Source organism: Streptomyces sp. NPDC055243 (assembly GCF_044544025.1).
GTDB lineage: Bacteria > Actinomycetota > Actinomycetes > Streptomycetales > Streptomycetaceae > Streptomyces.
In genome coordinates this window covers 534,297-558,332 of record NZ_JBITWR010000004.1, presented here as the reverse complement: position 1 = coordinate 558,332, position 24,036 = coordinate 534,297, and the positions used below count along the sequence as shown (strand labels likewise).

Annotated in this window: 16 protein-coding genes and 1 tRNA gene; 4 read left to right on the top strand and 13 right to left on the bottom strand. The window is 71.9% G+C overall.

Going from position 1 to position 24,036, the window contains the following annotated elements; all coding sequences use genetic code 11:
• Positions 1 to 599 precede the first annotated feature (599 nt).
• Positions 600 to 1,439, bottom strand: a complete 840-nt coding sequence (locus ACIGXX_RS15380) for a nitrilase-related carbon-nitrogen hydrolase (protein WP_351166823.1) — start codon at positions 1,437 to 1,439, stop codon at positions 600 to 602.
• Between the two features lie 144 nt (positions 1,440 to 1,583).
• On the opposite strand from ACIGXX_RS15380, the gene ACIGXX_RS15375 reads away from it, so the two are divergent.
• Positions 1,584 to 3,299, top strand: coding sequence for a bifunctional 3'-5' exonuclease/DNA polymerase (locus ACIGXX_RS15375; protein ID WP_399975876.1), 1,716 nt, complete (start codon positions 1,584 to 1,586; stop codon positions 3,297 to 3,299).
• Positions 3,300 to 3,424: 125 nt separating this feature from the next.
• Here the strand turns inward: ACIGXX_RS15375 and ACIGXX_RS15370 are convergent, their stop codons facing one another.
• The 4 genes from ACIGXX_RS15370 to ACIGXX_RS15355 form a co-directional block, all read right to left on the bottom strand.
• On the bottom strand, positions 3,425 to 6,754 hold the full coding sequence (locus ACIGXX_RS15370) for a BTAD domain-containing putative transcriptional regulator (RefSeq protein ID WP_399976007.1): 3,330 nt from the start codon (positions 6,752 to 6,754) through the stop codon (positions 3,425 to 3,427).
• Between the two features lie 403 nt (positions 6,755 to 7,157).
• Positions 7,158 to 9,203, bottom strand: coding sequence for an ATP-binding protein (locus ACIGXX_RS15365; RefSeq protein ID WP_399975873.1), 2,046 nt, complete (start codon positions 9,201 to 9,203; stop codon positions 7,158 to 7,160).
• Positions 9,193 to 9,954 (bottom strand): response regulator transcription factor, encoded by a 762-nt coding sequence (locus ACIGXX_RS15360; protein ID WP_351166829.1) that lies wholly within the window; start codon positions 9,952 to 9,954, stop codon positions 9,193 to 9,195. Before ACIGXX_RS15360 ends, ACIGXX_RS15365 begins: the two co-directional genes overlap by 11 nt.
• Before the next feature lie 98 nt (positions 9,955 to 10,052).
• Entirely contained in the window at positions 10,053 to 10,451 is a 399-nt protein-coding gene (locus ACIGXX_RS15355) for a hypothetical protein (RefSeq protein ID WP_351166831.1), read from the bottom strand.
• 353 nt (positions 10,452 to 10,804) lie between these two features.
• On the opposite strand from ACIGXX_RS15355, the gene ACIGXX_RS15350 reads away from it, so the two are divergent.
• Positions 10,805 to 11,296, top strand: coding sequence for an FxLYD domain-containing protein (locus tag ACIGXX_RS15350; RefSeq protein WP_399975868.1), 492 nt, complete (start codon positions 10,805 to 10,807; stop codon positions 11,294 to 11,296).
• 18 nt (positions 11,297 to 11,314) lie between these two features.
• On the opposite strand, the gene ACIGXX_RS15345 is transcribed toward ACIGXX_RS15350, so the two are convergent.
• Positions 11,315 to 11,908: a TetR/AcrR family transcriptional regulator gene (locus tag ACIGXX_RS15345; RefSeq protein ID WP_351166834.1), complete on the bottom strand. Its 594-nt coding sequence runs from the start codon at positions 11,906 to 11,908 to the stop codon at positions 11,315 to 11,317.
• An 89-nt stretch (positions 11,909 to 11,997) separates the two neighbouring features.
• Between ACIGXX_RS15345 and ACIGXX_RS15340 the strand changes: the two genes are divergently transcribed.
• Complete coding sequence (locus ACIGXX_RS15340; RefSeq protein WP_399975864.1) at positions 11,998 to 12,552, top strand: hypothetical protein; 555 nt, start codon at positions 11,998 to 12,000, stop codon at positions 12,550 to 12,552.
• A 400-nt stretch (positions 12,553 to 12,952) separates the two neighbouring features.
• The gene (locus ACIGXX_RS15335; RefSeq protein WP_351166838.1) at positions 12,953 to 13,309 is read left to right on the top strand and encodes a hypothetical protein; all 357 of its coding nucleotides are present in this window, start codon (positions 12,953 to 12,955) and stop codon (positions 13,307 to 13,309) included.
• 162 nt (positions 13,310 to 13,471) lie between these two features.
• On the opposite strand, the gene ACIGXX_RS15330 is transcribed toward ACIGXX_RS15335, so the two are convergent.
• The 7 genes from ACIGXX_RS15330 to ACIGXX_RS15300 all read right to left on the bottom strand — a co-directional run bounded on the left by ACIGXX_RS15330 (position 13,472) and on the right by ACIGXX_RS15300 (position 23,968).
• On the bottom strand, positions 13,472 to 13,849 hold the full coding sequence (locus ACIGXX_RS15330; RefSeq protein WP_351166839.1) for a nuclear transport factor 2 family protein: 378 nt from the start codon (positions 13,847 to 13,849) through the stop codon (positions 13,472 to 13,474).
• Positions 13,850 to 14,084: 235 nt separating this feature from the next.
• Positions 14,085 to 14,158 (bottom strand) — tRNA-Thr (locus tag ACIGXX_RS15325).
• 101 nt (positions 14,159 to 14,259) lie between these two features.
• Positions 14,260 to 15,807, bottom strand: coding sequence for an alpha/beta hydrolase (locus ACIGXX_RS15320; RefSeq protein ID WP_399975860.1), 1,548 nt, complete (start codon positions 15,805 to 15,807; stop codon positions 14,260 to 14,262).
• Positions 15,808 to 15,898: 91 nt separating this feature from the next.
• Positions 15,899 to 17,104, bottom strand: a complete 1,206-nt coding sequence (locus ACIGXX_RS15315; RefSeq protein ID WP_351166873.1) for a DNA polymerase III subunit delta' — start codon at positions 17,102 to 17,104, stop codon at positions 15,899 to 15,901.
• A gap of 219 nt (positions 17,105 to 17,323) precedes the next feature.
• On the bottom strand, positions 17,324 to 20,533 hold the full coding sequence (tmk, locus tag ACIGXX_RS15310) for a dTMP kinase (RefSeq protein WP_399975856.1): 3,210 nt from the start codon (positions 20,531 to 20,533) through the stop codon (positions 17,324 to 17,326).
• Between the two features lie 134 nt (positions 20,534 to 20,667).
• Entirely contained in the window at positions 20,668 to 23,484 is a 2,817-nt protein-coding gene (gene topA, locus ACIGXX_RS15305) for a type I DNA topoisomerase (RefSeq protein ID WP_383816104.1), read from the bottom strand.
• A gap of 286 nt (positions 23,485 to 23,770) precedes the next feature.
• Positions 23,771 to 23,968, bottom strand: coding sequence for a hypothetical protein (locus ACIGXX_RS15300; RefSeq protein ID WP_351166879.1), 198 nt, complete (start codon positions 23,966 to 23,968; stop codon positions 23,771 to 23,773).
• Positions 23,969 to 24,036: the final 68 nt, after the last annotated feature.

The window sequence follows — 24,036 nt, the reverse complement described above, 5'->3', positions numbered from 1 at the left end:
TGACCTTGGGGGCGGGGCCGCGCCGGTATGTCCGTCCTCGCTATCGTCCGGTGGCCGCGAGGGTACTTCGGCACCGGAGCGCCGCGAGCCGTGCTCCGGGCGGACATACCGGCACGTCCCCTCACGTCTCGCCGCCGACTGCGGATGCGCGGGACCGGCCCGTTCGTCACCGGCAAGGCTGCGGGGCAATCGGGCGGGCGGGCGGGAGAGGCCTGTTCGTCACGGGCAAGGCTGCGGGGCAATCGGGCGGGTGGGCGGGAAAGGCCCGTTCGGCGCAGGCAGAGCTTCGGGGTGATCGGGCGGGCGGGTGGGAGAGGCCCGTTCGGCGCGGGCAAAGCTGCCGGGTGATCGGGCGGGTGGGCGGGAGAGGCCCGTTCGGCGCGGGCAAAGCTGCCGGGTGATCGGGCGGGTGGGCGGGAAAGGCCCGTTCGGCGCAGGCAGAGCTTCGGGGTGATCGGGCGGGCGGGTGGGAGAGGCCTGTTCGGCGCAGGCAAAGCTGCCGGGTGATCGGGCGGGTGGGTGGGAGGGCCCCGTTCAGGAGGGGCCCCCAGCCGCCCGCGGCAACAGAAAAGACCGCCCAGCCCGCCGCAGGCAACCCCTCAGCTGTCGCCGCCCTCGTCGATAAGCCGCCGTACCTCCCGGTCGATCAGGCCCAGCCGCGCCTCCGCCACCAACGGCACCGCCCGCCGATGCCGCCGCGCCTCGTGGACGTCGATGTCGACCGTCACCAGGCCCGGCTCCCACTTCGGCGCCTGCGCCACCACCGTCCCGCGCGGGTCCACCACCCGTGAACCGCCCCAGAACGACGCCCCGTTCTCGTTCCCGACCCGGTTCACGAAGACCACCCAGCACTGGAGCATGCGGGCCGTGTAGGACAGCAGCGTGTCCCAGTACAGGCCCGTGTCCATCGACTCGGGGTCCAGGCTCGCCGCGCTGTTCGTGGGGATGACGATGACCTCCGCCCCGTCCTGCACCGCAAGCCACGGCAGCACCGGCTGCCACGCGTCGTTGCAGACGAGGGTCGCCGCGCGCCCGCGCCCGCCCGGCAGGTCGTACGCACGCAGGTGCTGGCCCGGGCTGACGTGCTTGCGCTCCTCCCAGGCCAGGTAGTTGGGGAGGTACAACTTCCGGTGGGCGTGGAGGAGTTGGCCCTCCGCGTAGTACGCGGACGTGTTGTACGCGCGCAGACTCGTGTGCTCGTGCAGGCCCACGATCACATCGGGGCCGAGCGAGGAGAGCTCCAGGAGGCGGATGTCCTTCGCGTCCAGCGACGTGTCCCGTTTCAGGCCGCCCAAGTGGTAGCCGTGCAGGCTCAGCTCGGGGAAGACGACGAGGTCGGCACCCTGCGCCGCCGCCTGACCGACCTGGTCCCGGGCCTCCGCGAGGTTCTCGTCCACCTCGCCGAGGACACAGTCGGTCTGCGCAAGGGCCACTCTCATGGCTCAGAGCCTCGCAGCGCCGGCCACCCCCCGCATGTCGGGGACCCCCGGACGTGGTCCCGCACCACCGGGGGGAGTGACCGGGCGGGCCCGCCCGAAGCCTTCTCCGCGGGATTGTCAGTGGCGGCTGAGACACTCGACCGCATGACCGAAAGGTGGGCCCTCGCCGCCACCGAGGCCGGAGGCGCCACCCTCGCCCCCCTCGGGGAAGACGGCCTGCCCTCCGGGCCGGTCCTGCACGAGCCGGATCTCGCCAGGGCCGTGCGCGACAGGCCGGGCGCGAGCCGCTGGGTCTGGCGGTCCACCGCCGAGATCTATCCCGCCCTGCTCGGCGCCGGCGTCCGGGTGAGCCGGTGCTATGACATCGAGGACGCCGAGCTGCTCCTGCTCGGCCACGAGGGCCGCCTCGGCGAACCCCGCTCGGCGGCCGCCGCCTGGGCCCGCCTGCACAACGCGCCCGTGCCGAACGATCCGCCCCCCAGAGCCGCCGCCCCCGGCGCCCAGGACTCCCTCTTCGAGCCCTCCCCCGTGACCTCCCTCCCCTTCGATGCCCTCCTGGAGGTGTATGCCGCGCAGCAGCGAAGACACGAGGCCGCCGAGCACCCCGGCAGGATGCGCCTGCTCACGGCGGCCGAGTCGGCGGGGATGCTGGTGGCCGCCGAGATGAACGTGGCGGGCCTGCCCTGGCGCGCCGACGTCCACCACGCCCTGCTCACCGAGCTCCTCGGCGAGCGGTACGCGGGCGGCGGCAGGAACGCGGGAGCGGCCGAGCCCCGCCGCCTCGCCGAGCTCGCCGACGAGATCTCCGCCGCCTTCGGCCGCCGCGTCCGCCCCGACCTGCCGAACGACGTGATCAAGGCCTTCGCGCAGGCCGGGATCAGGATCACGTCCACCCGCCGCTGGGCGCTGGAGGAGATCGACCACCCGGCCGTGCGGCCCCTCATCGAGTACAAGAAGCTGTATCGGATCTGGACGGCGCACGGCTGGAGCTGGCTCCAGGACTGGGTGCGCGACGGCCGCTTCCGCCCCGAGTACACGCCGGGCGGCACGGTCAGCGGCCGCTGGACCACGAACGGCGGCGGCGCGCTGCAGATCCCCAAGATCATCCGGCGTGCGGTCGTCGCCGACCCCGGCTGGCGCCTCGTGGTCGCCGACGCCGACCAGATGGAGCCGCGGGTCCTCGCCGCGATCTCCCGCGACCGGGGCCTGATGGAGGTGGCGGGCAGCCACGAGGATCTCTACACGCGCCTCTCGGACCGCGCGTTCTCCGGCGACCGCGACCACGCCAAGATCGCGCTGCTCGGCGCTGTGTACGGGCAGACCTCGGGCGACGGCCTGAAGAACCTGGCGGCACTGCGCCGCAGATTCCCCGCAGCGGTCGCGTACGTGGACGACGCGGCGAAAGCGGGCGAGGAGGGCCGGCTCGTACGGACCTGGCTGGGACGGACGAGCCCGCCGGCGGCCGGCGCGGACGACTTCGACGAGGCGGGCATCCCACAGGAGGAGCCTGCTGAAATTCCCGCTCAGGATGGGGAGTTCACTCCCGGGTACGCCTCCTCCAACACCCGCGCCCGCGGCCGTTTCACCCGTAACTTCGTCGTCCAGGGCAGCGCCGCCGACTGGGCCCTGCTGATGCTGGCCGCGCTGCGGCAGTCCATCGCCGCGGCCGGTCTCCGCGCCGAGCTGGTCTTCTTCCAGCACGACGAGGTCATCGTGCACTGCCCGCAGGAGGAGGCAGCGGCGGTCACGGAGGCGATCCGCGCGGCCGGTGACCTGGCGGGGCGCATCACGTTCGGCGAGACGCCGGTGCGCTTCCCGTTCTCCGTCGCCGTGGTGGAGTGCTACGCGGACGCGAAGTAGGGAAGCGGGGAAGTAGAGAAGCCGGGAAGTAGGCGCGAAGTAGCCTGCGGTCAGCGGAAGTTCAGCCCGCCGCCGAACCCGCGAGCAGGTCCTTCAGTTTGCCGCCGAACCCGCGAGCAAGTCCTTCAGCTCGCCGCCGAACCCGCGAGCAAGTCCTTCAGTTCGCCGACGACCTCGCTGCTGTCCGTGCCGTCGAGCGCCGCGAGCGCCGACCTCCACAAGGCGTACGCCTCTTCGGCGCGCCCCTCCGCGTACAGCAGAAGCCCGCGCTGATGGCGGGCGAGCCCCGCCATGTGCGCGTCGGCCCGCTGCTCCGCACGCTCCAGGAGGTCGGCGCACTCGCGCGCCGCGTCCCGCGCCCGGGACACCTCGCGCAGGGCGCGGACCACGCCGAGGCGCACCTTGGACTCGTTGTGCCAGTCCTCGGCCTCGCCGTGGATGCGCAGGCTCTCCTCGAAGTGCGTGAGCGCGACGTCCGGTTCGTCGAGGAGGAGGTAGGCGTAGCCGATGTCGCAGTGCGCCTCCTGGCGGACACCGGCGTGCGCGAGGGCCTCGCCGATCGCCAGGCTCCGCTGGTGATGGTCGATCGCGGTGCGCACGTCGGTGTGCTCGTAGATGTTGCCGAGGTGGCTGAGGGCGAACGCCTCGCTCAGCGGATCGTCCATGGTCTTGGCGAGCTCCAGGCTCTGCCGCAGCGCCTCGGCCGCCTCCTCGTACCGGCCGAGGGCTTCGAGCAGGAGGCTGCGGTTGAGGACGGCGCGGTGGACGAACGACACCCGGTCGAGCCGGCGCCACAGGTCGAGCGCCTCGTCGATCAGCGCGAGCGCCGCACCGCTGCGCCCCGACACGTAGTTGAGGCCCGCGAGGTCGGTGAGGGCCTGCGCCTCGCCCGCGGTGTCGCGCCGGCGCCGGGCGGCGGTCACCGCGAGGCGGTTGAGGAGGTCCGCCTCGGTGAGCCGGCCACGGCGCTTGAGGTACGAGAAGAAACAGCGGACCAGCAGGGGCAGCAGGGCCGATGAGCGGCCGTGGCGTTCGGCGAGGGCGATGACGTTGGCGAGCTCCGTGTCGCCCCAGGCGTAGGCGTCGTCGGTGGACATCGGCGGCACGGCGGGGATCGGGGCGCCGTCGGCGGTGCGCCGAGGCGGCAGCCACTCCTCGACCCCCCGCACCCGGTCGTCGCGGTCCAGGCCCTCCGGCATGATCGCCAGCACGGTCTCGCGCGCCGACTCCGCGTACCACTGGAGCGCCGATTCCACGACGTCCGCAGCCGCTGTCCCGTCCTGGTGGGCCGCCTCCCGCGCGAAGTCGCGTACGAGATCGTGCGGGGCGTAGCGGCCGTAGGCCGTCTCGTCGAGGAGCGCGACGTCGACGAGCCGGTCGAGGGCGGCACCCGCGCGCCACTCCTCCACCCCCAACAGCCGGGCGACGAGCGGGATTCCGTACGCGGGCAGGTCCAGCGCACCGATCGCGGCGAGGGCGGCGGCCGCGTCCCGGTCGGACTCGCGCTCCGACGTACGCAGCGCGTCCAGGGCCACGGCGAGCGAGCGCCGCACGCTCAAGTCGTCGTGCTCCAGGTGGTGCAGCCGCCCGCCGCTGACGGTGAGCAGCTCGGCGAGTGCGTCCGGGGTGAGCGCGCGGCGGGCGGCGAGGCGGGCCGCGATGATGCGCAGGGCCAGCGGGAGGCGGCCCGCGAGCTCGACCAGCCGGTGCCCCGCGTCGAGCCCCGCGCGCCCGGAGACGGCACGCAGCAGGGCGGCGCTGTCCCCGTCGGAGAGCGGAGCCAGCGGGAAGCGCCCCGCGCCGTCGAGCGCGGTGAGCGGCGAACGGCTGGTGACGATGACCGCGCAGCCGGGGCCCGCGGGCAGCAGCGGCCGCACCTGCGCGGCGGTCGCCGCGTCGTCCAGGACCAGCAGGGTACGGGTGGGCGCGAGCAGCGAGCGGAGCAACGCGGCTGCGGCGTCCGGGTGTTCGGGGCTGTGGCTGGACTCGACGCCGAGGTCGCGGAGCAGGGCGGCGAGGGCCTGCTCGGGCGTGAGGGGCGTCATGCCCGGGGTGGCCCCGCGCAGATTGACGTAGAGCTGCCCGTCGGGAAAGTGCTCGCGCAGCCGGTGCGCCACGTGCAGGGCCAGTGCGCTCTTCCCCACGCCCGCCATGCCGGACAGCACGGCGACCGGGGGCACGGCCCCGGTCGCCCGGCCGGGCGCTTCGTCACTGCCGCCCTGCCCCGTGAGGAGCTGCGCCAGGGAGCGGACTGTTTCCTCGCGGCCGGTGAAGTGGGGCGGGGACGGCGGGAGTTGGGCTGGGCGGGTGAGGGCAGGGGTGGATACGGGCGTGGGCGCGGGCGCGGGCACGGCTGCTGGCACGGCTGTGGGGGCCACCGTGCCGGAGCCCTGAGGGGCGGGCGCCTGGGCTTCCGGACCTGCGGATGCTTGGGGTACTGGGGCGGGGTGTGCGGGGGATGCCGCGTCGCCCCCAGGGGCGAGACGCGCGGCGGACGCCGCATCACCCCCCGGGGCCACGTCCGCCGGGACCACGCCCGCCGGGACCACGCCCGCCGGAGCCACGTCCGCCGGAGCCACGTCCGCCGGAGCCACGCCCGCCGGGACCGAGGCCGAGCCCCCCGAGGCCGAGCCCGCCGAGGTCAAGCGTCCCGAGGCCAAGCCCCCCGAGGCGCCCCTCTCGCGTCCCCCCAACCCCGCCCCCGCAGGCTCCCGCAGCACCTCGCGGTGCGCCTCCCGCACCAAGGCGCCCGGCTCCACGCCCAGTTCGTCCACCAGCCTGCGCCGCAGCTCGCGGTGGACGGCGAGCGCCTCCGCCTGGCGGCCCGTGCGGTGCAGCACCAGCATCAGCTGCCGGTGGAAGGTCTCCCGCAGGGGGTACTCGGCGACCAGTTCCGCCAGCTCCGGCACGAGCCCTCCGCCATCGGCCCCGCTCGCCAGTTCGGCGTCGTAGCGCAGTTCGAGGGCGAGCAGCCGCGCCTCCTCCAGGCGCGGTACGAGCGCGTGCCCCGCCGAGTCCGCGGGCAGCCCGCCCAGCGGAGTACCGCGCCACAGGGAGAGCGCGCCGGACGCGGCGTCCGCGCAGCCCTCCCAGTCACGTTCCGCGTGCGCGGCCCGAGCCCGCGCGACCAGCTGCTCGAAGACCCGTACGTCGAGCTCGCCCTCGGCCACCCGCAGCCGGTACCCCGGAGGCACCGCCCGCAGCCGTTCCGGATCGTCCAGGAGCCGGCGAAGGCGCGTCACGTGGTTCTGCAGCGAGGCGTGCGCGGACGCGGGCGGGGCGCCGCCCCACAGGGCGTCCTTGAGGGCGTCGACGGAGACCACCCGGCCCGGTTCGAGCAGCAGCGCGGCCAGCAGCGCACGGCCCTTGGCGCTCTGCACGGGCTGGGGCTCGCCGTCGGCGTCGTACACGGCGGGCGCACCCAGGAGTCCGAACCGCAACCCGTCGCACCGCACGTCCACGCCATCTCCCGCCAACCGTTGGCCACATGTTAGCGATCGGTTGGCGGCCCCTGATGGGATGAAGACATCGGGCCCGGCCCCGCCGGTACTCGCGCCAAGCGCGTAACTCGGGGGAGTGTCACCGTTGCGGCCGGGCCCGATCAGTTCCTGCGAGGCATCCTCAACTTCCTTACGGGGAAGAGAAGTTGAGGTGCTCGCGGAATCGGGTCAGTCGCGAGCGAGTCGCCGTGCCCACGCGAGAGGCACCGGTCCGCGGACCCCGGCCGCTGCCGGTCACCGGCGCCGTAGTCCGGATTCCGACACCAGGTGCTCACCGATCGCCCACCATTCGCTCACGTGGACGAGCCCCGCCCTGACGCCCCGCCGTGGTATCCACCGGTAACACCCACAGCGTCCGTCATTCCGACGGCACCCGCACCGTGAACACCGCCCCCTCCCCCGGCGTGCTCCGGGCCGTCACGGTCCCGCCGTGCCCCTCCACCAGCTGCCGCACGATCGCGAGGCCGAGCCCGCTGCCACCCGTCGCCCGCGTACGCGACTTGTCCGCGCGCCAGAAGCGGTCGAAGACGTGCGGCAGGTCGTCGGGGGCGATGCCGGTACCGGTGTCGGCGACCTCCGCCACCACCGCGTCGAGCGTGGCGCGGCAGCTGATCGTGACACTGCCGCCCTCCGGGGTGTGCCGGATCGCGTTGGACACCAGGTTCCCGATGGCCTGCCGCAGCCGGAGCGGATCGGCCGTGAAGCAGGGGTCGCCGAGCGTCGTCGCGCTCAGCCGTACGCCCGCCGCTTCGGCGCCCTGCTGGTGCGCCGCCGCGACCTGGTCCACGACGTCGGACGCGTGCACGGGCTCGCGGTGCAGCCGGAGCGTACCGGCGTCGGCGGCGGCAAGATCCTGCAGGTCGTTGACGATGTGCTGGAGCAGCAGCGCCTCTTCCAGGAGCGAGGAGACGAGCTCCGGATCGGTGGCGACCACGCCGTCCTCGGCCGCCTCCAGCCAGCCGCGGATGTTCGACAGCGGCGTACGCAGCTCGTGCGCGACGTCGCTCACCATGGCCTGGCGCTGGTCCTCAAGGGCCTTGCGGTGGGCGGCCATGTCGTTGAAGGCGTCGGCGAGCTGGCGGATCTCCCCCGCCGATCCCGCCGAGCGCGCGGTGACGGGTTCGGCCGCCTCGCCCGTCTTCATCCGCTGGGTCGCGGCGGTCAGCGCCCGCAGCGGCCGGGTCAGCCGGGTCGCTGCGAAGGCGGTCACGGCGACCGTCACCGCGAGGATGGCCGCCGAGAGGCCCGCGAGCCGGGTGGTGTTGGCCCCGGAGAGGCTGAACCCCGAGTTCTCGCCCGCGCGGGCCGCCGCGCTGCGCGAACCGTCGGAGCTGGTGACGAAGAGGAGCGCGGGCGCGGAGACGTACGACCCGAGCTGCTCGCGCCGGGCGCTGCCCACGCAGGCCGCGGTCTTGGTGTCGAACTTGCTGTCGACGCGGCTGACACCGCCCGACGGCTCGGGGGCCGGCGATTCCGCGGGGGTACTGGTGGGCGTACGCCCACCCTCGGGAGGAGCACCCGGCTCGGCGGGGCCCGTCCCGGCATCCGGCTCCGTGGGCGTGGGCGTCTCCGCCTCGGTGGGCGCCTCGGTCTCGGTGGGGATGTAGCGCCCGGAGCGCCGGTCGAACTCGCCCACCGACTGCCACCACGTCAGATCGAGCCCGACCTTGACGGGCGGGGCGTCACCGCGCCGCAGGCACGCGTTGGTCAGCTCGTTGAGACGGTCGAGCGCCTTGCTCTCCGTACGGGTGGGCATGTCGAGACGGTAGTCACGGCAGGTGGAGTCGAGGTACTGGGACGGGTCGTTGGGCGCCTCGACCCGCGGCCGCCCGCTGGGCCCCTGGACGGCCCGCGCGGAAACCCCGAGGTCGTGCATGCAGCCCACGACACTCGCCGCCACCTTCGCCAGCTCCTTCCGCTCCGCCCCCGGCAGCCGGAAGGGCCCGACAGCGCGCGGATCGATGCGGTCCTGGCCGCCGCCCGCCGCGTCCGCGTTCCCCGCACCGGCGGTCAGCGCCCCGTCGACGGCGAGCGGATCGACGACGGCGGAGGCCTTGGACGGCAGTTCGACACCGGCCGCGCCCTTGCCGCCCTTGCTCCGCGAGTCGGCGATGACGACACGGTTCTGGGTGGTCAGGGCGATGCGCCGCCCGGTCTGCCGGGACAGCTCCCGCACGGTCTTCTCGGCACCCCGCCACCCGGGCGCACCGGCCCCGAGACCGAGCAGTTCGTCGTAGACACGCGCGTCATCGGCGAGCACCTGCCCCTGCTCCTGCCGGATCGCGCCGGAGGTGGTCTGCGCGGCGAGCCAGGCGGTGGCGGCGATCGAGACGACGGAGACGAGCACGGAGACCGCAAGCAGCCGGGGCAGCAGGCTCTTGCGGAACGGTATGTCACGCGCCACGACGCGCCGCCGCCCCGAGAGCCGCGCCGAAGGCCGCACCCGTGAGCTTGTACCCGACGCCGAAGACGGTCACCAGATGGCAGGGTCTGCGCGGATCGACCTCGATCTTCTTGCGCAGATTCAGTACGTGTACGTCGACGGTGCGCACCGATATGTATCCGGACGACCCGTGGATACGGTCCAGCAGCTGAGGCCGCGTGAACACCCGCTCGGGCTCCGCGGCCAGCGCCGCGAGCAGTTCGAACTCCCCCGGCGTGCACTCGACGAGCCGCCCGTCGACGGTCACCTCGTGCCGCACGGGATCAACGGAGAGCCCACCGACCCGCAGCACACGCGAGACGGCGTCGGCCCCCTCGACGACCGGATGATGAGTGCCCTGGGAACGCCGCAGCAGCGTGCGGACACGGGCCATCAACTCGCGCGGACTGTAGGGCTTCGTCAGATAGTCGTCGGCCCCCAGATCGAGCCCGAGCAACAGATCGTCCTCGGTGGTACGGGCGGTCAACATCAAGATCGGAATCCCGACCTCCGGCCCCCTCCCGCCCCGCAGGACACGCGTGACACCGAGCCCGTCGACCCGCGGCATCATCACGTCGAGCACGAGCAGATCCGGCGGCCTGCGCCGCACCTCGTCGATCGCGGCGCGCCCGTCGTGGACGACGGCGACCGTGTGGCCCTCGCGCTCCAGATAGCGGCGGACCAGCTCGGCCTGTTTCTCGTCGTCCTCCGCGACCAGGACAAAAGCGCACATGGTGTGGAGCATAGGCGGGGCGTCACGGGCCTGACGGAATCCGGACAGCGGCCTGACAGGATCCTCATAACTCCCCGCCGGACTCCGGCGGCGTGCGCCTACGCCTCGTACGGCATGACCACGACCTGGAACTCGTCCTCGTAGACGATCCGCCCGGGATCCGAGGACCGCACGACCCGGCACTCGATGCCGTGCGCGTCCAGAATCTCCAGATACCCGGGTACGCGCTCGATGAGATGCGTGGCGGTGACCTTGAACCAGGCCATGGCGCCGGGCATGGCATCGCGGTCGTAGACGCTGGGGTCGACCTTCGAGGGGATCGGATACGCGGCGTCGTACCAGTCGTTGTTGACCCGCCGGAACCTCTCCTGCTCCGGCGTCAACTTCCCCTCCTTGGCGAGCCCGTTGACCAGCACGAAGACCCCGGGGAAGTGCCCCCGCGGATGACGCACGGGCGACTCGTAACGAACGTAGGCGGCAACACCGTCAGCACTCATCGCGGCATCTTCGCACTGCGTCGAGCGGGACCGGGAGCCCCCCGGAGTACCCACAGCGACGACCGACGGGCCGCAGCCGGCAGCGAGACGCGAGGGGACGCGCCGGTCTGTCCGCCCGGAGCACGGTTCCCGGCGCTCCGGCGCCGAAGCACCAAGGCGGCCACCGGACGACAGCGAGGACGGACATACCGGCGCGGCACCGCACCCACAGACGGCCAGCACCGACGCCCCACACCTACCGACACCCCACACCCACCGACGCCCCACACCTACCGACGGCCCGCCCCGCGAACCCGCACCCATACGGCCGCCCCACCTCGCGCACACGCCCCACCACCCCGAAGGTGGTCCGCATGAACCGCACCCGCACCCGCATCCGCATCCGCACCCGTGCCCGCCTGGCCACCGCCGCAGCCGTCACCGCGCTCCTGGCCCTCACCACCACCGCCTGCTCGGAGAGCGACGTGGACAAGGCCAAGGACAGGGCCGCCTCCGCCACGGCCAAGGCGGGCGAAGCCGTCTCGTCCGCCACGGAAGCCGCCGCCTCCAAGATGGCCGAAGTGAAGGACGGCGTGGACGCGAAGGCGGACGTGAAGGTAGACGGCCCCACCAAATCCGAGGACAGCCGGACCACAGCCAAGATCACGGCCACCAACGCCACGGACAAGAAGGCGGACTACACCGTCTCCGTCAACTTCCGCGACAAGGACGGCAACCTCCTCGACACGGCAGTCCTCAACATCACCGACGTGGAAGCCGCCCAGTCGAAGTCCGGCACGGCCCGCAGCAACCGCTCCCTCGACGGCACACCCAAGGCAGAGATCGGCAAGGCACTACGCCACTGAAATTCGCAGGCCGCCCACTCAAGGAACGAGCGACCGCCAGATCCGCTCCGGCAGCACCCGCGCGGCCTGATCGAGATCGACGTCGTCGAAGCCGGCGAGCCAGCGCCGCGCGGTGGCGACGACGGGCCCCAGAACAAGCCCCTCGATCAAGGACATGGGCAAGTCAGCGACCTCACCCGAGTCAACATGCCGCTGCATCCACTCGGTCATGGGAGACAGCCGCGCCTCCTGAGCGTCACGAAGCTGCCTGGCCTGCGCCATCCCGAGCCGATCGGCGTACGAGGAGTGCAGGAGCCGGGCGGCGTCCGGGTTCTCCTTGATGAACTTCAGATAGGCCCGCACAAGGGCACGGACACCGGTCCGAGCCGTACGAGACCGCTCCACGGAAGCGCCGAGCTCGGCAAGAAGACGCCCGAGCCAGCGCAACAGCAGGGCGTTCATGAGCCCGTCGACGCTGCCGAAGTGGTGGTAGAGGCTGCCGAGACTGACACCGCTGGCCTTCGTGAGCGCACCGACGGTGACGCCCTGCTCTCCGGATTCGGCGTACACCCGGAGCGCGGCATCCAGGAGTCGGTCGGCGGTCTCTTCACCGCGTTGCTGCTTGGGGCTCATGGTGTCACCCAGCCTAGAGCACATCACTTCTAGAGCGATTTTCTAGAAAACCACTCCACGAAAACAACCCCCTGAACCATACTGACCGCGTGCCCGAACCCATACCGCCCACGCCACGCCCCGGCCCCGCACCCGGCTCCACCGCCCGCGGCTGCCTGGCATCACTCGGCGCCATCGGCGCCGTGCTCGTGGTCATCCTGCTGCTGAACCAGGGCGACGACGACAGCGCCGCACCAGCCCCCACGACAAGCCAGGAGTCGTACACCCCCTCGACAAGCACCCCGTACACAGCCGCCCCACCCACCGCCGATCAGGCCACAGACGACCCCTACGCCACAGCGACAGCCCCGATCGCCACGCCCACGAGCGAGCCCCCCACCCCCTTCGAGTCGGGCACCTGCCTCAACGGCACACTCCCGGACTCCACCACGGCGCAAGAGGTCAACGACGTAGAAGAGGTGTCCTGCTCGGCAACCGACGCCCACTACAAGGTGATCCAGACGATCCCCATGACCTCAGAAATGAGCCGCTGCAACGACAACCCGAAGACGCAGTACGCCTTCTCCTACCGCTACACCCTCAACGGCTCCACGATCAACGAGTACGTCTACTGCCTGGTGGGCCTGGGCTCCTACGCCCGCTGACTCCTGCGCATCACGAGTTTGTCCGATCTTGTTCCTGTGCCATCCGGGACAGTCCACCGAGCCCACGAAAGCCCAGGCCAGTTAGGTCACCGGACGCCTTCGGACGGATCTGCACCACTGCGGATGGCGGGCCAACCGGGACCACAACTGAGCCCGCGCAGACCACCCCGCGACACGGAGTCTCCGGCTTGCACGGTCACCACAGGTTCGACGGCGCCCACTTCGTGCCTCGACGCGGCTTTGCGCCAGTTTTTCAGCAGAAAAGCGCCTAAGCCATCCACGTCGTCATCGGCAGCCCGATGATGGGAGGCGCACGTTGATCACAGGCGCACCTCCGATCCTCCGGTGTCCGGCGCCGCTCCCCGAGCGGTGCCGATCGCCGGACAGACAAGGAGAACAGATGCCCAACTTCCAGACCGGCGAGATCCCGCACGGCTTCGCGTTCAACGAAGACGGTGGACTCATCCACTACAAGCACACCGTCACCCTGGCTGTCCCGGCCGCCAACCAGGCGAATACCTGGGGGGACGCCTGGTTGAGCTTCGGCTCCGACTGGGCGGATGTGCGGCTTCGGGTGGCTGTCCATGACGGCAAGATCTGGGCCCTCGTCAAGAACTGGGACATCAAGGCGGCCAGTGGACGCCTCGCCGAGAAGCTCCCCGCGGGCGCCCAGAAGATCAGCATTGGGCGTGTGAAGACCAGCGGCACGGACTCGGTGGACGACGCTCCGGTCAGCTGGCTGCTTGAGTACCTGTAAGTCCGACGGCTGTGCACTCTCGGCGCCCTGGTCCAGCACTCGGCCGGACCAGGGCGCCGGGCTGCTCGTAAGGGTGCAGTGCGCCTGACGTGGCGCTTGGCACTGGCGGTGGCGGCGCCTGGGACGACGCCGCCAGGTTCGCCGACGCCGCCCGGTCTCAACTCAGGAGGCGGACGGCTCGATCTCCCCCGCGAAGACGATGACCTGGTCGATGAGGCTCCGCCGCAGATGGACGACGTCCGTACCCGCCAGGCGGGGGCCGCCATCCGGCGTCGTGAAGACCCACTGGTACCGGGCCCACTCGTCCGGCATGTCCACCGCCGAACAGCGCACCATCGTGCCGGTCCCCGCGGGGTGGCGCCGGATGTCCAGCACGAACCGCTCGACCGCCTCGATCCCCTCACTGCGGCCCAACGGTCCCCAGAAGACCACGTCAGAGGTTAGGGCCTGGGAGAGCAGCCCAGTCACATAGCTGTCGTCCGAGGCGTTGAACGCGGAGATGAACGTGTCGATCGCGGATCGCGCGGTCTCTTCCTGCATGCACCAGTAATACCAGTCGCCCAGCGAACCGCGCTCGCCCCGTGAGGCCGTCTTCTCACGGCCGGACGGACGCCCCCGCGACCCTCGCGCCGACTACGAAGAGTTCAAGGAGCTGCTCGAGGAAACCGGGATCGACGACCGGCGGCACTCGCGCGGCTCGTGCCCAGCGCCGTCGCCGCATCCGTCAAAAGCAAAAGCCCCAGGTCACGGCGAGTGAGTCCTGAGGCTTCCACAGAGCCGCCTTCGGGATTCGAACCCGAGACCTACGCATTACGAGTGCGTTGCTCTGGCCATCTGAGCTAAGGCGGCACGCGTCCCGCACCTATGGTGCGATCAGCAGCGGGGCCAAGTCTACACAGTTTCCGGGGGTGCTCCGCACACCCTCGGCGGGCGCGGGCCCGGGGCCCTCGTCACCCCTGCGAGCAGCGCTTTCCGTCCTCCGGGGCCTTGCCGTCCAGCAGGTACTCGTTGATCGCCGAGTCCACGCACTCGCTGCCCCGTCCGTACGCCGTGTGCCCGTCTCCCTCGTACGTGAGCAGCTTGCCGGAGGAGAGCTGGTCGGCCAGGGACTCGGCCCAGCGGTAGGGGGTCGCCGGGTCGCGGGTGGTGCCGACCACGACGATCGGGGCCGCGCCGTCCGCCTCGATGCGGTGCGGCTCGCCCGTCGCCTTCACCGGCCAGTACGCGCAGTTCAGCGAGGACCAGGCCAAGCCCTCGCCGAAGACCGGCGACGCCTTCTCGAAGTCCGGGACCGACTTCTTCACCTCGGCCGCCGTGGCGAAGGCCGGGGGCAGGTCCAGGCAGTTCACGGCGGCGTTGGCGAACATGAGGTTCGCGTACGTTCCGTCGGCGTCGCGCTCGTAGTAGCTGTCGGAGAGGGAGAGGAGGCCCGCGCCGTCCTTGTCCTTGATCGCGGCCGTCAGCGCCGTGCGCAGCTGGGGCCAGGCCGCCTCGTCGTACATCGCGGCGATCACGCCCGTCGTGGCGAGCGCCTCGCCGAGCTTGCGGCCGTCGGAGTCGCCGGCGGGGATCGGCGTGCGGTCCAGGTCGTCGAAGAGGGACTTGAGGCGCTTGCCCGCGTCCGACTCGCTCTTGGTGCCCAGCGGGCAGTCCGCCCGGCCCACGCAGTCCTTCGCGAACGACCCGAACGCCGTCTCGAAGCCCGCCGTCTGGTCACGGTTCATACGGCGGGCCGGCAGCGACGGGTCCATCGCGCCGTCCAGGACGAGGCGCCCGACGCGGTCGGGATAGAGCCCGGCGTACGTCGCCCCCAGGAACGTGCCGTACGAAGCGCCCACGTAGCTCAGCTTCTCGTCGCCGAGCACCGCGCGCAGGATGTCCATGTCACGGGCCGCCTCGACCGTGGAGACATGCGGCAGCACCTCACCGGAGCGCTTCTCGCAGCCCGCGGCGAACTTCGCGAAGGAGTCCGACAGTTCGGCGGTCTCGCGCTCGTCGTCCGGGGTGACGTCCGTCTGCGTGTACGCGTCCATCTGCTTGCCGTCGAGGCAGGTGACGGGCTCGCTGCGGGCCACGCCGCGCGGGTCGACTGCGGCCATGTCGTACTGGGCGCGGACCTCTTCGGGGTAGCCGAGCGCCGCGTACGACTGGAGGTAGCCGATCGCCGAGCCGCCGGGTCCGCCCGGGTTGACCAGGAGCGAGCCAAGGCGCTTGCCGGGGCCCGTGGCCTTCTTCCGGGAGACGGCGAGCTCGATGGCCTCGCCGTCCGGCTTCGCGTAGTCCAGCGGCGCCTTCATCGAGGAGCACTCGAAGCCGGGGACGCCGCACTCGCGCCAGTTCAGCTTCTGTCCGTAGTACGGGGACAGCTCCTGCGGGGTGGCGCGGGGCAGCGCGGCCATGGACGCGTCCGCCGTCGAGCTCCCGGCCGAGCAGCCGGAAATGAGCAGTCCGGCGGCCAAGAACACGGTCGCGGGGGTGCGGAGTCCTCTGATGCGCATCACGCGAGACTAACTCTATGCGTTGGCGCGGTGACGCGAAGTGCTCGTATGGGTGACTTCGTCAACCCTCAGGTCCGCAGCCCAGGAGCTGCTAGCCCGCCCGCAGCGACACCGCCATCGCCTCCACCGCGAGCAGCGGCGCCACATTGCGGTCCAGCGCGACGCGGCAGGCGCCGATCGCCTCGATGCGGCGCAGCGTGGACTCGGGCGATGTGCCGCGCGCCAGGCGCTCCAGCATGTCGAGCACCTCCGTGTTGGCCAGCGCCACGCGGGAGCCGAGCTGAAGGGTCAGCACGTCGCGGTAGACACCGGTCAGCTCGATGAGTGCGAGGTCGAGGCTGTCGCGCTGGGTGCGGGTCCTGCGGCGCTTCTGGCGGTCCTCCAGGTCCTTCATGATGCCCGCCGTGCCGCGCGGCATCCGGCCGCCCTTCTCCGCGCCGAGCGCCGCCTTGAGGTCGTCGGTCTCCTTGACGTCCACGTCCTCGGCGACCTGCTTAGCGTCGTCGCCCGCCGTGTCGATCAGCTCCTGCGCGGCCTTGAGGCAGCCGCCGATGTCCTGCACCCGCATGGGCAGCTTGAGCACGGCGGCACGGCGCTCGCGCGCCCTCGGGTCGGTCGCCAGGCGGCGGGCGCGGCCGATGTGCCCCTGCGTGGCGCGCGCGGCGGCCGCGGCGACGTCCGGCTCGATGCCGTCGCGCCGGACGAGTACGTCCGCGACGGCGTCCACCGGAGGCGTACGCAGCGTCAGATGGCGGCAGCGGGAGCGGATCGTGGGCAGCACGTCCTCCAGCGAGGGCGCGCAGAGCAGCCATACGGTGCGCGGGGCGGGCTCTTCCACGGCCTTCAGCAGGACGTTGCCCGCGCCCTCGGTGAGGCGGTCGGCGTCCTCCAGGACGATGACCTGCCAGCGGCCGCCCGCGGGCGACAACTGGGCCCGCCTGACCAGCTCGCGGGTCTCCTTGACGCCGATGGACAGCAGGTCCGTACGCACCACTTCGACGTCGGCGTGCGTGCCGACCAGGCTCGTGTGGCACCCGTCGCAGAAGCCGCAGCCGGGGACGCCGCCGAGCGCGCGGTCCGGGCTCGTGCACTGGAGCGCGGCGCCGAAGGCGCGGGCGGCGGTGGACCGCCCGGAGCCGGGGGGGCCGGTGAACAGCCAGGCGTGCGTCATCTTCGACGACTCGGGCCGCGGAGCGCCCGTGGCCACGGCGGTGACCAGCGTGTCGGCGTCCCGAGCCGCGGCACCGAGCTGCTCACTCACCCGCTCCTGGCCCACCAGGTCGTCCCATACGGTCATAGGTCACCGCCTCCGCCCCGCAACACGCTGCACATCCTGCATCTGCACCTGCGTCGCACCTCGCACCTCGCACGTCGCCCTGTCGAATTCATTGTGGAGCACACCACTGACAACGCGGACCGGCTCCCGCTGCCAACGCGGACCGGCTCCCGCCGCGGGCAGTGTGATCACCCGCGGCGGGAGCCGGTTCAGCGAGGCGCAGAGAGCTCTCAGACAGGCTCAGCGCCCCCTGCGTCCGTTGCGGCCGTTCCGCCCCCGGTCGTCCTCGTCCTCATCCCGGTCGCCCAGCAACTCGTCCGCCAGAGAGGGCAGATCGTCCAGCGGAGTCTCCTCCGCCCAGTCCGAGCGGGGCCGCTGTCGAGGCGTCCCGTGCTCGTCGACCTGGGGCAGCTCACGGGTCTGGTCGTTCCCGCCACCGGACGAGGACGCGGACCCCTGCTCGGGCGATGACGCGGGCCGCTCGTCGCGGAAGTAGCCCGGCGGCACCTTGTCCTCCTGCACGGAAGGCAGCACGGCCGTCTCGTCGGCAGCCCCCGGCACCGGCGGCTGCGGCAGCACCGCCGTCTCGTCCGCGGCGGAGGCATCGCGCACCGCGGGCAGCACCGCCGTCTCGTCCGCGGCGGAAGCCGGAGCCGCGCCGGAAGCCGGAGCCGCGCCGGGCTTCACGATGGGCGTAGGCACGGTCGTCTCGTTGTCCGGGGCGTCCCCGGCGGCAGAAGCAGGCGCAGAAGCAGGCGCCGGCTTCGAGACCGGCTTGGAAGCCGGCTTGGAGACCGAACCGCCGGTCGGCCTGGAGGCGGAAGCCGAAGCGGAAGCAGACGTCGCCGTCGAAGCCGCCGCGGCCGCGGCCGCCGAAGCCGCCGCCAACCGCCGCGCCTCCTCGGCCCGCAGCAACGCCTCTTCGGCCTTGCGCTGCTTCTCGACCCGTCGCGCCTCGGCCTCGGCCCGAAGCCGCGCCTCCTCTTCCGCCTCCCGGCGGCGCCGCGCCTCCTCGGCCGCCCGCACCTTCTCCTCGGCGAGCAGTCGCGCCTGCTCCTCCTCGGCCTTGCGCTTGGCTTCCTCGGCGCGCTGCCTGGCCTCCTCGGCCTGCCGCTCGGCCTCGCGGCGCTGCGCCTCCTCCAGCTCGCGGCGCTTGCGCTCCTCCTCCTCGGCGAGGAGCTTGGCGAGCTGTTCCTGGCGCTCGCGCTCGACGCGCTCCTCCTCGGCCTTGCGCGCGGCCTCTTCCTCGGCCTTGCGGCGCGCCTCTTCCTCGGCCGCCTTGCGGGCCTCCTCCTGCGCCTTCACCTCGGCCTCGGAGAGCGGCAGCATCAGGTCGAGCCGGTGCCGGGCGACGGTCGTGACCGCCTCCGGTTCCTGGGCTGCGTCGATCACCAGATAGCGCCCCGGGTCGGCCGCGGCGAGCGTCAAGAAGCCGGACCGCACGCGCGTGTGGAACTCGGCGGGCTCCGACTCGAGACGGTCGGGCGCCTCGGTGAACCGCTCGCGGGCGGCCTCCGGGGAGACGTCGAGCAGCACCGTCAGGTGCGGAACGAGCCCCGCGGTCGCCCAGCGCGAGATGCGGGCGATCTCGGTCGGGGACAGATCGCGCCCCGCGCCCTGGTAGGCCACGGACGAGTCGATGTACCGGTCGGAGATGACGACCGCGCCTCGCTCAAGAGCGGGACGTACGACCGTGTCGACGTGCTCGGCGCGGTCGGCTGCGTACAGAAGTGCCTCGGCCCGGTGCGAGAGTCCGGCGGACGACACGTCGAGCAGGATCGACCGCAGCCGCTTGCCGACCGGCGTGGCACCCGGCTCGCGCGTCACGACGACCTCGTGGCCCTTGGCCCTGATCCACTCGGCGAGCGCCTCGGCCTGCGTGGACTTGCCCGCGCCGTCGCCGCCCTCCAGGGCGATGAAGAAGCCCGTGGCCGCAATCCCCTGCACGGGGTCGTCGCCGCCGCGCAGCGCGTCCCGCAGGTCGTGCCGCAGCGGCACTCCCTGCCGGTCGTCGATCTTGGCGAGCACCAGCGCGGCCACCGGCAGGAGCAGCGCGCCCACCAGCATCAGCGTGAAGGCGGCGCCTCCGTGGTCGAAGACGAACTTGCCGTTGACGAAGCGGTGCGGCCCGATCGCCGCCGCGACCACGGGGGCCACGAGCGCGCCGAGCGCGACGGAGAGGCGTACGACCGCCTGGAGGTGCTCCGTGGTGCGCGCCCTGCGGTAGTCCTCGACCTCCTGGTCGAGCAGCGCGTGCCCGGTGTGCGCGGCGACGCCCGCGGCCACTCCGGTGAGCACCAGGAGCAGCAGCACGGTCGTCACGTCGGGCACGAGGCCCGCGGCGAGCAGCGCGACGCCGGTGAGGGCGATCGCGAGCGCGAGCAGCCGGCGGCGCGGGAGCGTGGGCAGCAGGGACGGTGCGGTGCGGATGCCGACGGCGGTGCCGCCGGTCAGCGCGAGGACGATCAGGCCGTACGTGACGGGCCCGCCGTCCAGGTCCTTGGCGTGCAGCACGGCGACCGCCACGGAGGCCGCGACGGCCCCGGCGACCGCGGCGCAGGCGGCGACCAGGAGCGGGATCGCGCCGGTGCGGCCCTTGTCTGCGCCGCTTCCGGTGCGCGGCCTGCGCAGCCCTTCGAGCGGGCTACGCGCGCGTGGCGTCTGCGTGGCGGGAAGTTCGAGGAAGTAGACGATCGACAGCGAGGCCGCGAAGAGTCCCGCGGCGACGAACGAGCCGAGCCCTGCCTGGTGAACCTCGAACCAGTCGAGTCCGGCGCCGAGCAGGTTCCCAATCAGCGTGACGGCGACGAGCGCGGCGGCCGCGATGGGCAGCGCCATGAATCCCGTACGCAGCGACAGGCGCCGCAGTGCGTCCATGTGGTCCGGCAGCGGCCGCACCGTCGCGCCCTCCAGGGGCGGCGCGGGCAGCAGCGCGGGCGCCGCGCTCTCCCGGCAGACCGTCCAGAAGCGCTCGGCGACGCCGATCACGAAGGCGGTGACGAGCAGGACCGCCAGCGCGTTGTCCGGCGTCCAGTCGATCCACAGCGGCGCGACGATCAGGAGCGCGACCCGCAGGCCGTCCGAGACGACCATCGTCCAGCGCCGGTCGAGCGGACCGTCCGGCGAGGTGATCGAACTCAGTGGTCCCAGAAGTACCGCCCCGAAGAGCAGCGTCGCGAGAACGCGTGCTCCGAAGACGGCGGTGACGGCGAACGCCACCCCCCGATAGCCGCCCCCGAACGCCCCCTCGGCGATGGCCGCTTGCAGCGCGAGCACCACCAGGACAAGGAGGGCGAGGGCATCGCCGACACCGCCGACGAGCTGAGCGCTCCAGAGGCGCTTCAGCTGCGGCACGCGCAGCAAGGCGCGGACAGCACGCTCTCGGGAATCTGCGACCAGGGCGTCGTCGGGGGCCGGGTTTCCGGCCTGTGGCTGCTCGGCACGCGTCATCCGTCCAGCCTATCCGCACGGTGTGACACTCCGAAGGGGCGCCCGAACAAACGGGCGCCCCTTCGGTTCACACCTTCACAGCGCCGTCACCAGGTGACGTACGCAGCCGCGCGACTGCCTGTACGGCCGACTGCCTACTCGGCGTCGGACGCCTGCGCGGCCGAAGCCGCGGTCTTCTTGGCGGCGGCCGTCTTCGTAGTGGTCTTCTTCGCGGCCGTCGTCTTCTTGGCGGCCGTCTTCTTCGCTGCCGTCTTCTTGGCGGGAGCCTTCTTGGCCGCCTTCTTGGCGGTCTTCTTGGCCGGACCCTTCGCCCGCTTCTCGGCGAGCAGTTCGTAGCCCCGCTCGGCGGTGATGTCCTCGACGCTGTCGGCCGCCCGCAGCGTCGCGTTCGTCTCGCCGTCCGTGACGTACGCCCCGAAGCGGCCGTCCTTGACGACGACCGGCTTTCCGCTGACCGGGTCCTCGCCGAGCTCCTTCAGCGGCGGCTTGGCGGCGGCCCGCCCGCGCTGCTTGGGCTGGGCGTAGATCGCGAGGGCCTCGTCCAACGTGATGTTGAAGAGCTGCTCCTCGGTCTCGATGGACCGCGAGTCCGTGCCCTTCTTCAGATACGGGCCGTAGCGGCCGTTCTGCGCGGTGATCTCCACGCCCTCGGCGTCCGTCCCGACCACGCGCGGCAGGGACATCAGCTTCAGGGCGTCCTCGAGCGTCACCGTGTCGAGTGACATGGACTTGAAGAGCGAGGCCGTCCGCGGCTTGACCGCGTTCTTGCCGGTCTTCGGGGTGCCCTCGGGGAGCACCTCGGTGACGTACGGGCCGTAGCGGCCGTCCCTGGCGATGATCTCGTGGCCCGACGCGGGGTCGGTGCCGAGCGCGAAGTCGCCGCTCGGCTTGGCGAGCAGCTCCTCGGCGTACTCGACGGTCAGCTCGTCCGGCGGCATGTCGTCGGGCACGTCGGCGCGCTGGTGGCCCTCCGCGTCCTTCTCGCCGCGCTCGATGTACGGGCCGTAGCGGCCGACCCGCAGCACGATGCCGTCACCGACGGGGAAGGAGGAGATCTCCCGGGCGTCGATCGCGCCCAGGTCGGTCACCAGTTCCTTGAGCCCGCCGAGGTGGTCGCCGTCGCCGTTGCCCGCGTTGGAGGCGGCACCCGCGTCGTCGCCCTCGCCGAAGTAGAAGCGCCGCAGCCACGGCACGGCCTGGGCCTCGCCCCGCGCGATGCGGTCGAGGTCGTCCTCCATGCGTGCGGTGAAGTCGTAGTCGACGAGCCGCCCGAAGTGCGTCTCCAGGAGGTTGACCACGGCGAAGGACAAGAAGGAGGGCACCAGGGCCGTGCCCTTCTTGAAGACGTAGCCGCGGTCGAGGATCGTGCCGAGGATCGACGCGTACGTCGACGGGCGGCCGATCTCGCGCTCTTCGAGCTCCTTGACCAGCGAGGCCTCGGTGTAGCGGGCCGGCGGCTTGGTCGCGTGGCCGTCGACCGAGATCTCGTCGGCGGACAGCGCGTCGCCCTCGCTGACCTGCGGGAGCCTGCGCTCACGGTCGTCGAGCTCGGCGTTCGGGTCGTCCGCGCCCTCTACGTAGGCCTTCATGAAGCCGTGGAAGGTGATGGTCTTGCCGGACGCGTTGAACTCTGCGTCGCGGCCGTCGGCGGCCGTGCCACCGATCTTGACCGTGACGGAGTTGCCGACCGCGTCCTTCATCTGGGAGGCGACGGTCCGCTTCCAGATCAGCTCGTAGAGCCGGAACTGGTCGCCGGTCAGGCCGGTCTCGGCGGGCGTGCGGAAACGATCACCCGAAGGACGGATCGCCTCGTGCGCCTCCTGCGCGTTCTTGACCTTCCCGGCGTACGTGCGGGGCTTGTCCGGCAGGTAGTCGCTGCCGTAGAGCTGCGTGACCTGGGCGCGGGCGGCGGTGATCGCCGTGTCGGACAGCGTCGTGGAGTCCGTACGCATGTAGGTGATGAAGCCGTTCTCGTACAGCTTCTGGGCCACCTGCATCGTGGCCTTCGCGCCGAAGCCCAGCTTGCGGCTGGCCTCCTGCTGCAGCGTCGTCGTACGGAACGGCGCGTACGGCGAGCGGCGGTAGGGCTTGGACTCGACGGAGCGGACCGCGAACCGGGTGTTCTCCAGGGCCGCGGCGAGCGAACGGGCGTTCGCCTCGTCCAGGTGCAGCGTGTCGGACTTGAGCTGTCCGACCGAGTTGAAGTCACGGCCCTGCGCGATGCGCTTGCCGTCGACCGTGGTGAGGCGGGCGACCAGCTGCGAGGGGTCGGACGCGTCACCGGTGCGGCCGGTGCCGAAGGTGCCCGTCAGGTCCCAGTACTCGGCGGAGCGGAAGGCGATGCGCTCGCGCTCACGCTCGACGACGAGGCGGGTCGCCACGGACTGGACACGGCCCGCCGACAGGCGCGGCATGACCTTCTTCCACAGGACCGGCGAGACCTCGTAGCCGTAGAGACGGTCGAGGATGCGGCGGGTCTCCTGGGCGTCGACCATGCGCTTGTTGAGCTCGCGCGGGTTGGCGACGGCGCCCTGGATCGCGGCCTTGGTGATCTCGTGGAAGACCATCCGCTTGACCGGGACCTTGGGCTTCAGGACCTCGAGGAGGTGCCACGCGATGGCTTCGCCCTCGCGGTCCTCATCGGTGGCGAGGAAGAGTTCGTCGGAGTCCTTCAGCAGGTCCTTGAGCTTCTTGACCTGCGCCTTCTTGTCGGAGTTGACGACATAGATGGGCTCGAAGTCGTTCTCGACGTCCACGCCGAGACGGCGCACCTCGCCGGTGTACTTGTCGGGTACCTCCGCGGCGCCGTTGGGGAGGTCGCGGATGTGCCCGACGCTCGCCTCGACTACGTAGCCGGGGCCGAGGTAACCCTTGATCGTCTTCGCCTTGGCAGGCGACTCGACGATGACGAGTCGGCGGCCGCCCTTTGCGGTCTCGCTGGTCGGGGACAACTTCGCTCTTCTCTCCGGTCGGTACTCGGTGGCCGTGCTGCGTGGCCTCGCTCGGTGCGCTTGCGTTGCGCTGACGCTGCGGAGTGTGACGGTACATCCCGCCCCCGTGTCAAACGGGAAAAGCCCGCAACGGCCACTCGAACGGTAACCCGACTACCGCCATTCCTGCCGCCCGGAGTGGCGACCTGCCCTTTCACCACCGGCTTCACGACCGGCACCGCACCGGCCCGGCACCTGCGCCGGGCCTACGGCCCGTACGTGTCCCGAGGCCACCGACCACTTCCGGTCACAGCCGAGTGAAACACCACACTCCGAGCATCAGCGCGCCCGACCCGGCAAGCGCCGCGAGTGTCGCCGATGCGACAGGGTTCACACCCTGGGCGACCGGCGAGCGGTGCGCCACGCGTGCCCCGGTCCACAGCAGCAGCCCAGCTCCGAACAGCGCGAATACCGTGCCCGCGAAGATCGCTGGTCCGCTCTCCATGGCATTGCCTCCCCGTACTGAGTTCCCGGATTGGGAAACTGGCACGCCCGGGAAGCCGGGGCGCGAAC

What these genes read in the sequence shown, in the direction of transcription:
- ACIGXX_RS15380 (WP_351166823.1), bottom strand. Translation starts at nt 1,439, where the DNA reads ATGAGAGTGGCCCTTGCGCAGACCGACTGTGTCCTCGGCGAGGTGGAC.
- ACIGXX_RS15375 (WP_399975876.1), top strand. Translation starts at nt 1,584, where the DNA reads ATGACCGAAAGGTGGGCCCTCGCCGCCACCGAGGCCGGAGGCGCCACC.
- ACIGXX_RS15360 (WP_351166829.1), bottom strand. Translation starts at nt 9,954, where the DNA reads ATGTGCGCTTTTGTCCTGGTCGCGGAGGACGACGAGAAACAGGCCGAG.
- ACIGXX_RS15355 (WP_351166831.1), bottom strand. Translation starts at nt 10,451, where the DNA reads ATGAGTGCTGACGGTGTTGCCGCCTACGTTCGTTACGAGTCGCCCGTG.
- ACIGXX_RS15350 (WP_399975868.1), top strand. Translation starts at nt 10,805, where the DNA reads ATGAACCGCACCCGCACCCGCATCCGCATCCGCACCCGTGCCCGCCTG.
- ACIGXX_RS15345 (WP_351166834.1), bottom strand. Translation starts at nt 11,908, where the DNA reads ATGAGCCCCAAGCAGCAACGCGGTGAAGAGACCGCCGACCGACTCCTG.
- ACIGXX_RS15335 (WP_351166838.1), top strand. Translation starts at nt 12,953, where the DNA reads ATGCCCAACTTCCAGACCGGCGAGATCCCGCACGGCTTCGCGTTCAAC.
- ACIGXX_RS15330 (WP_351166839.1), bottom strand. Translation starts at nt 13,849, where the DNA reads ATGCAGGAAGAGACCGCGCGATCCGCGATCGACACGTTCATCTCCGCG.
- ACIGXX_RS15320 (WP_399975860.1), bottom strand. Translation starts at nt 15,807, where the DNA reads ATGCGCATCAGAGGACTCCGCACCCCCGCGACCGTGTTCTTGGCCGCC.
- ACIGXX_RS15315 (WP_351166873.1), bottom strand. Translation starts at nt 17,104, where the DNA reads ATGACCGTATGGGACGACCTGGTGGGCCAGGAGCGGGTGAGTGAGCAG.
- tmk (WP_399975856.1), bottom strand. Translation starts at nt 20,533, where the DNA reads ATGACGCGTGCCGAGCAGCCACAGGCCGGAAACCCGGCCCCCGACGAC.
- ACIGXX_RS15300 (WP_351166879.1), bottom strand. Translation starts at nt 23,968, where the DNA reads ATGGAGAGCGGACCAGCGATCTTCGCGGGCACGGTATTCGCGCTGTTC.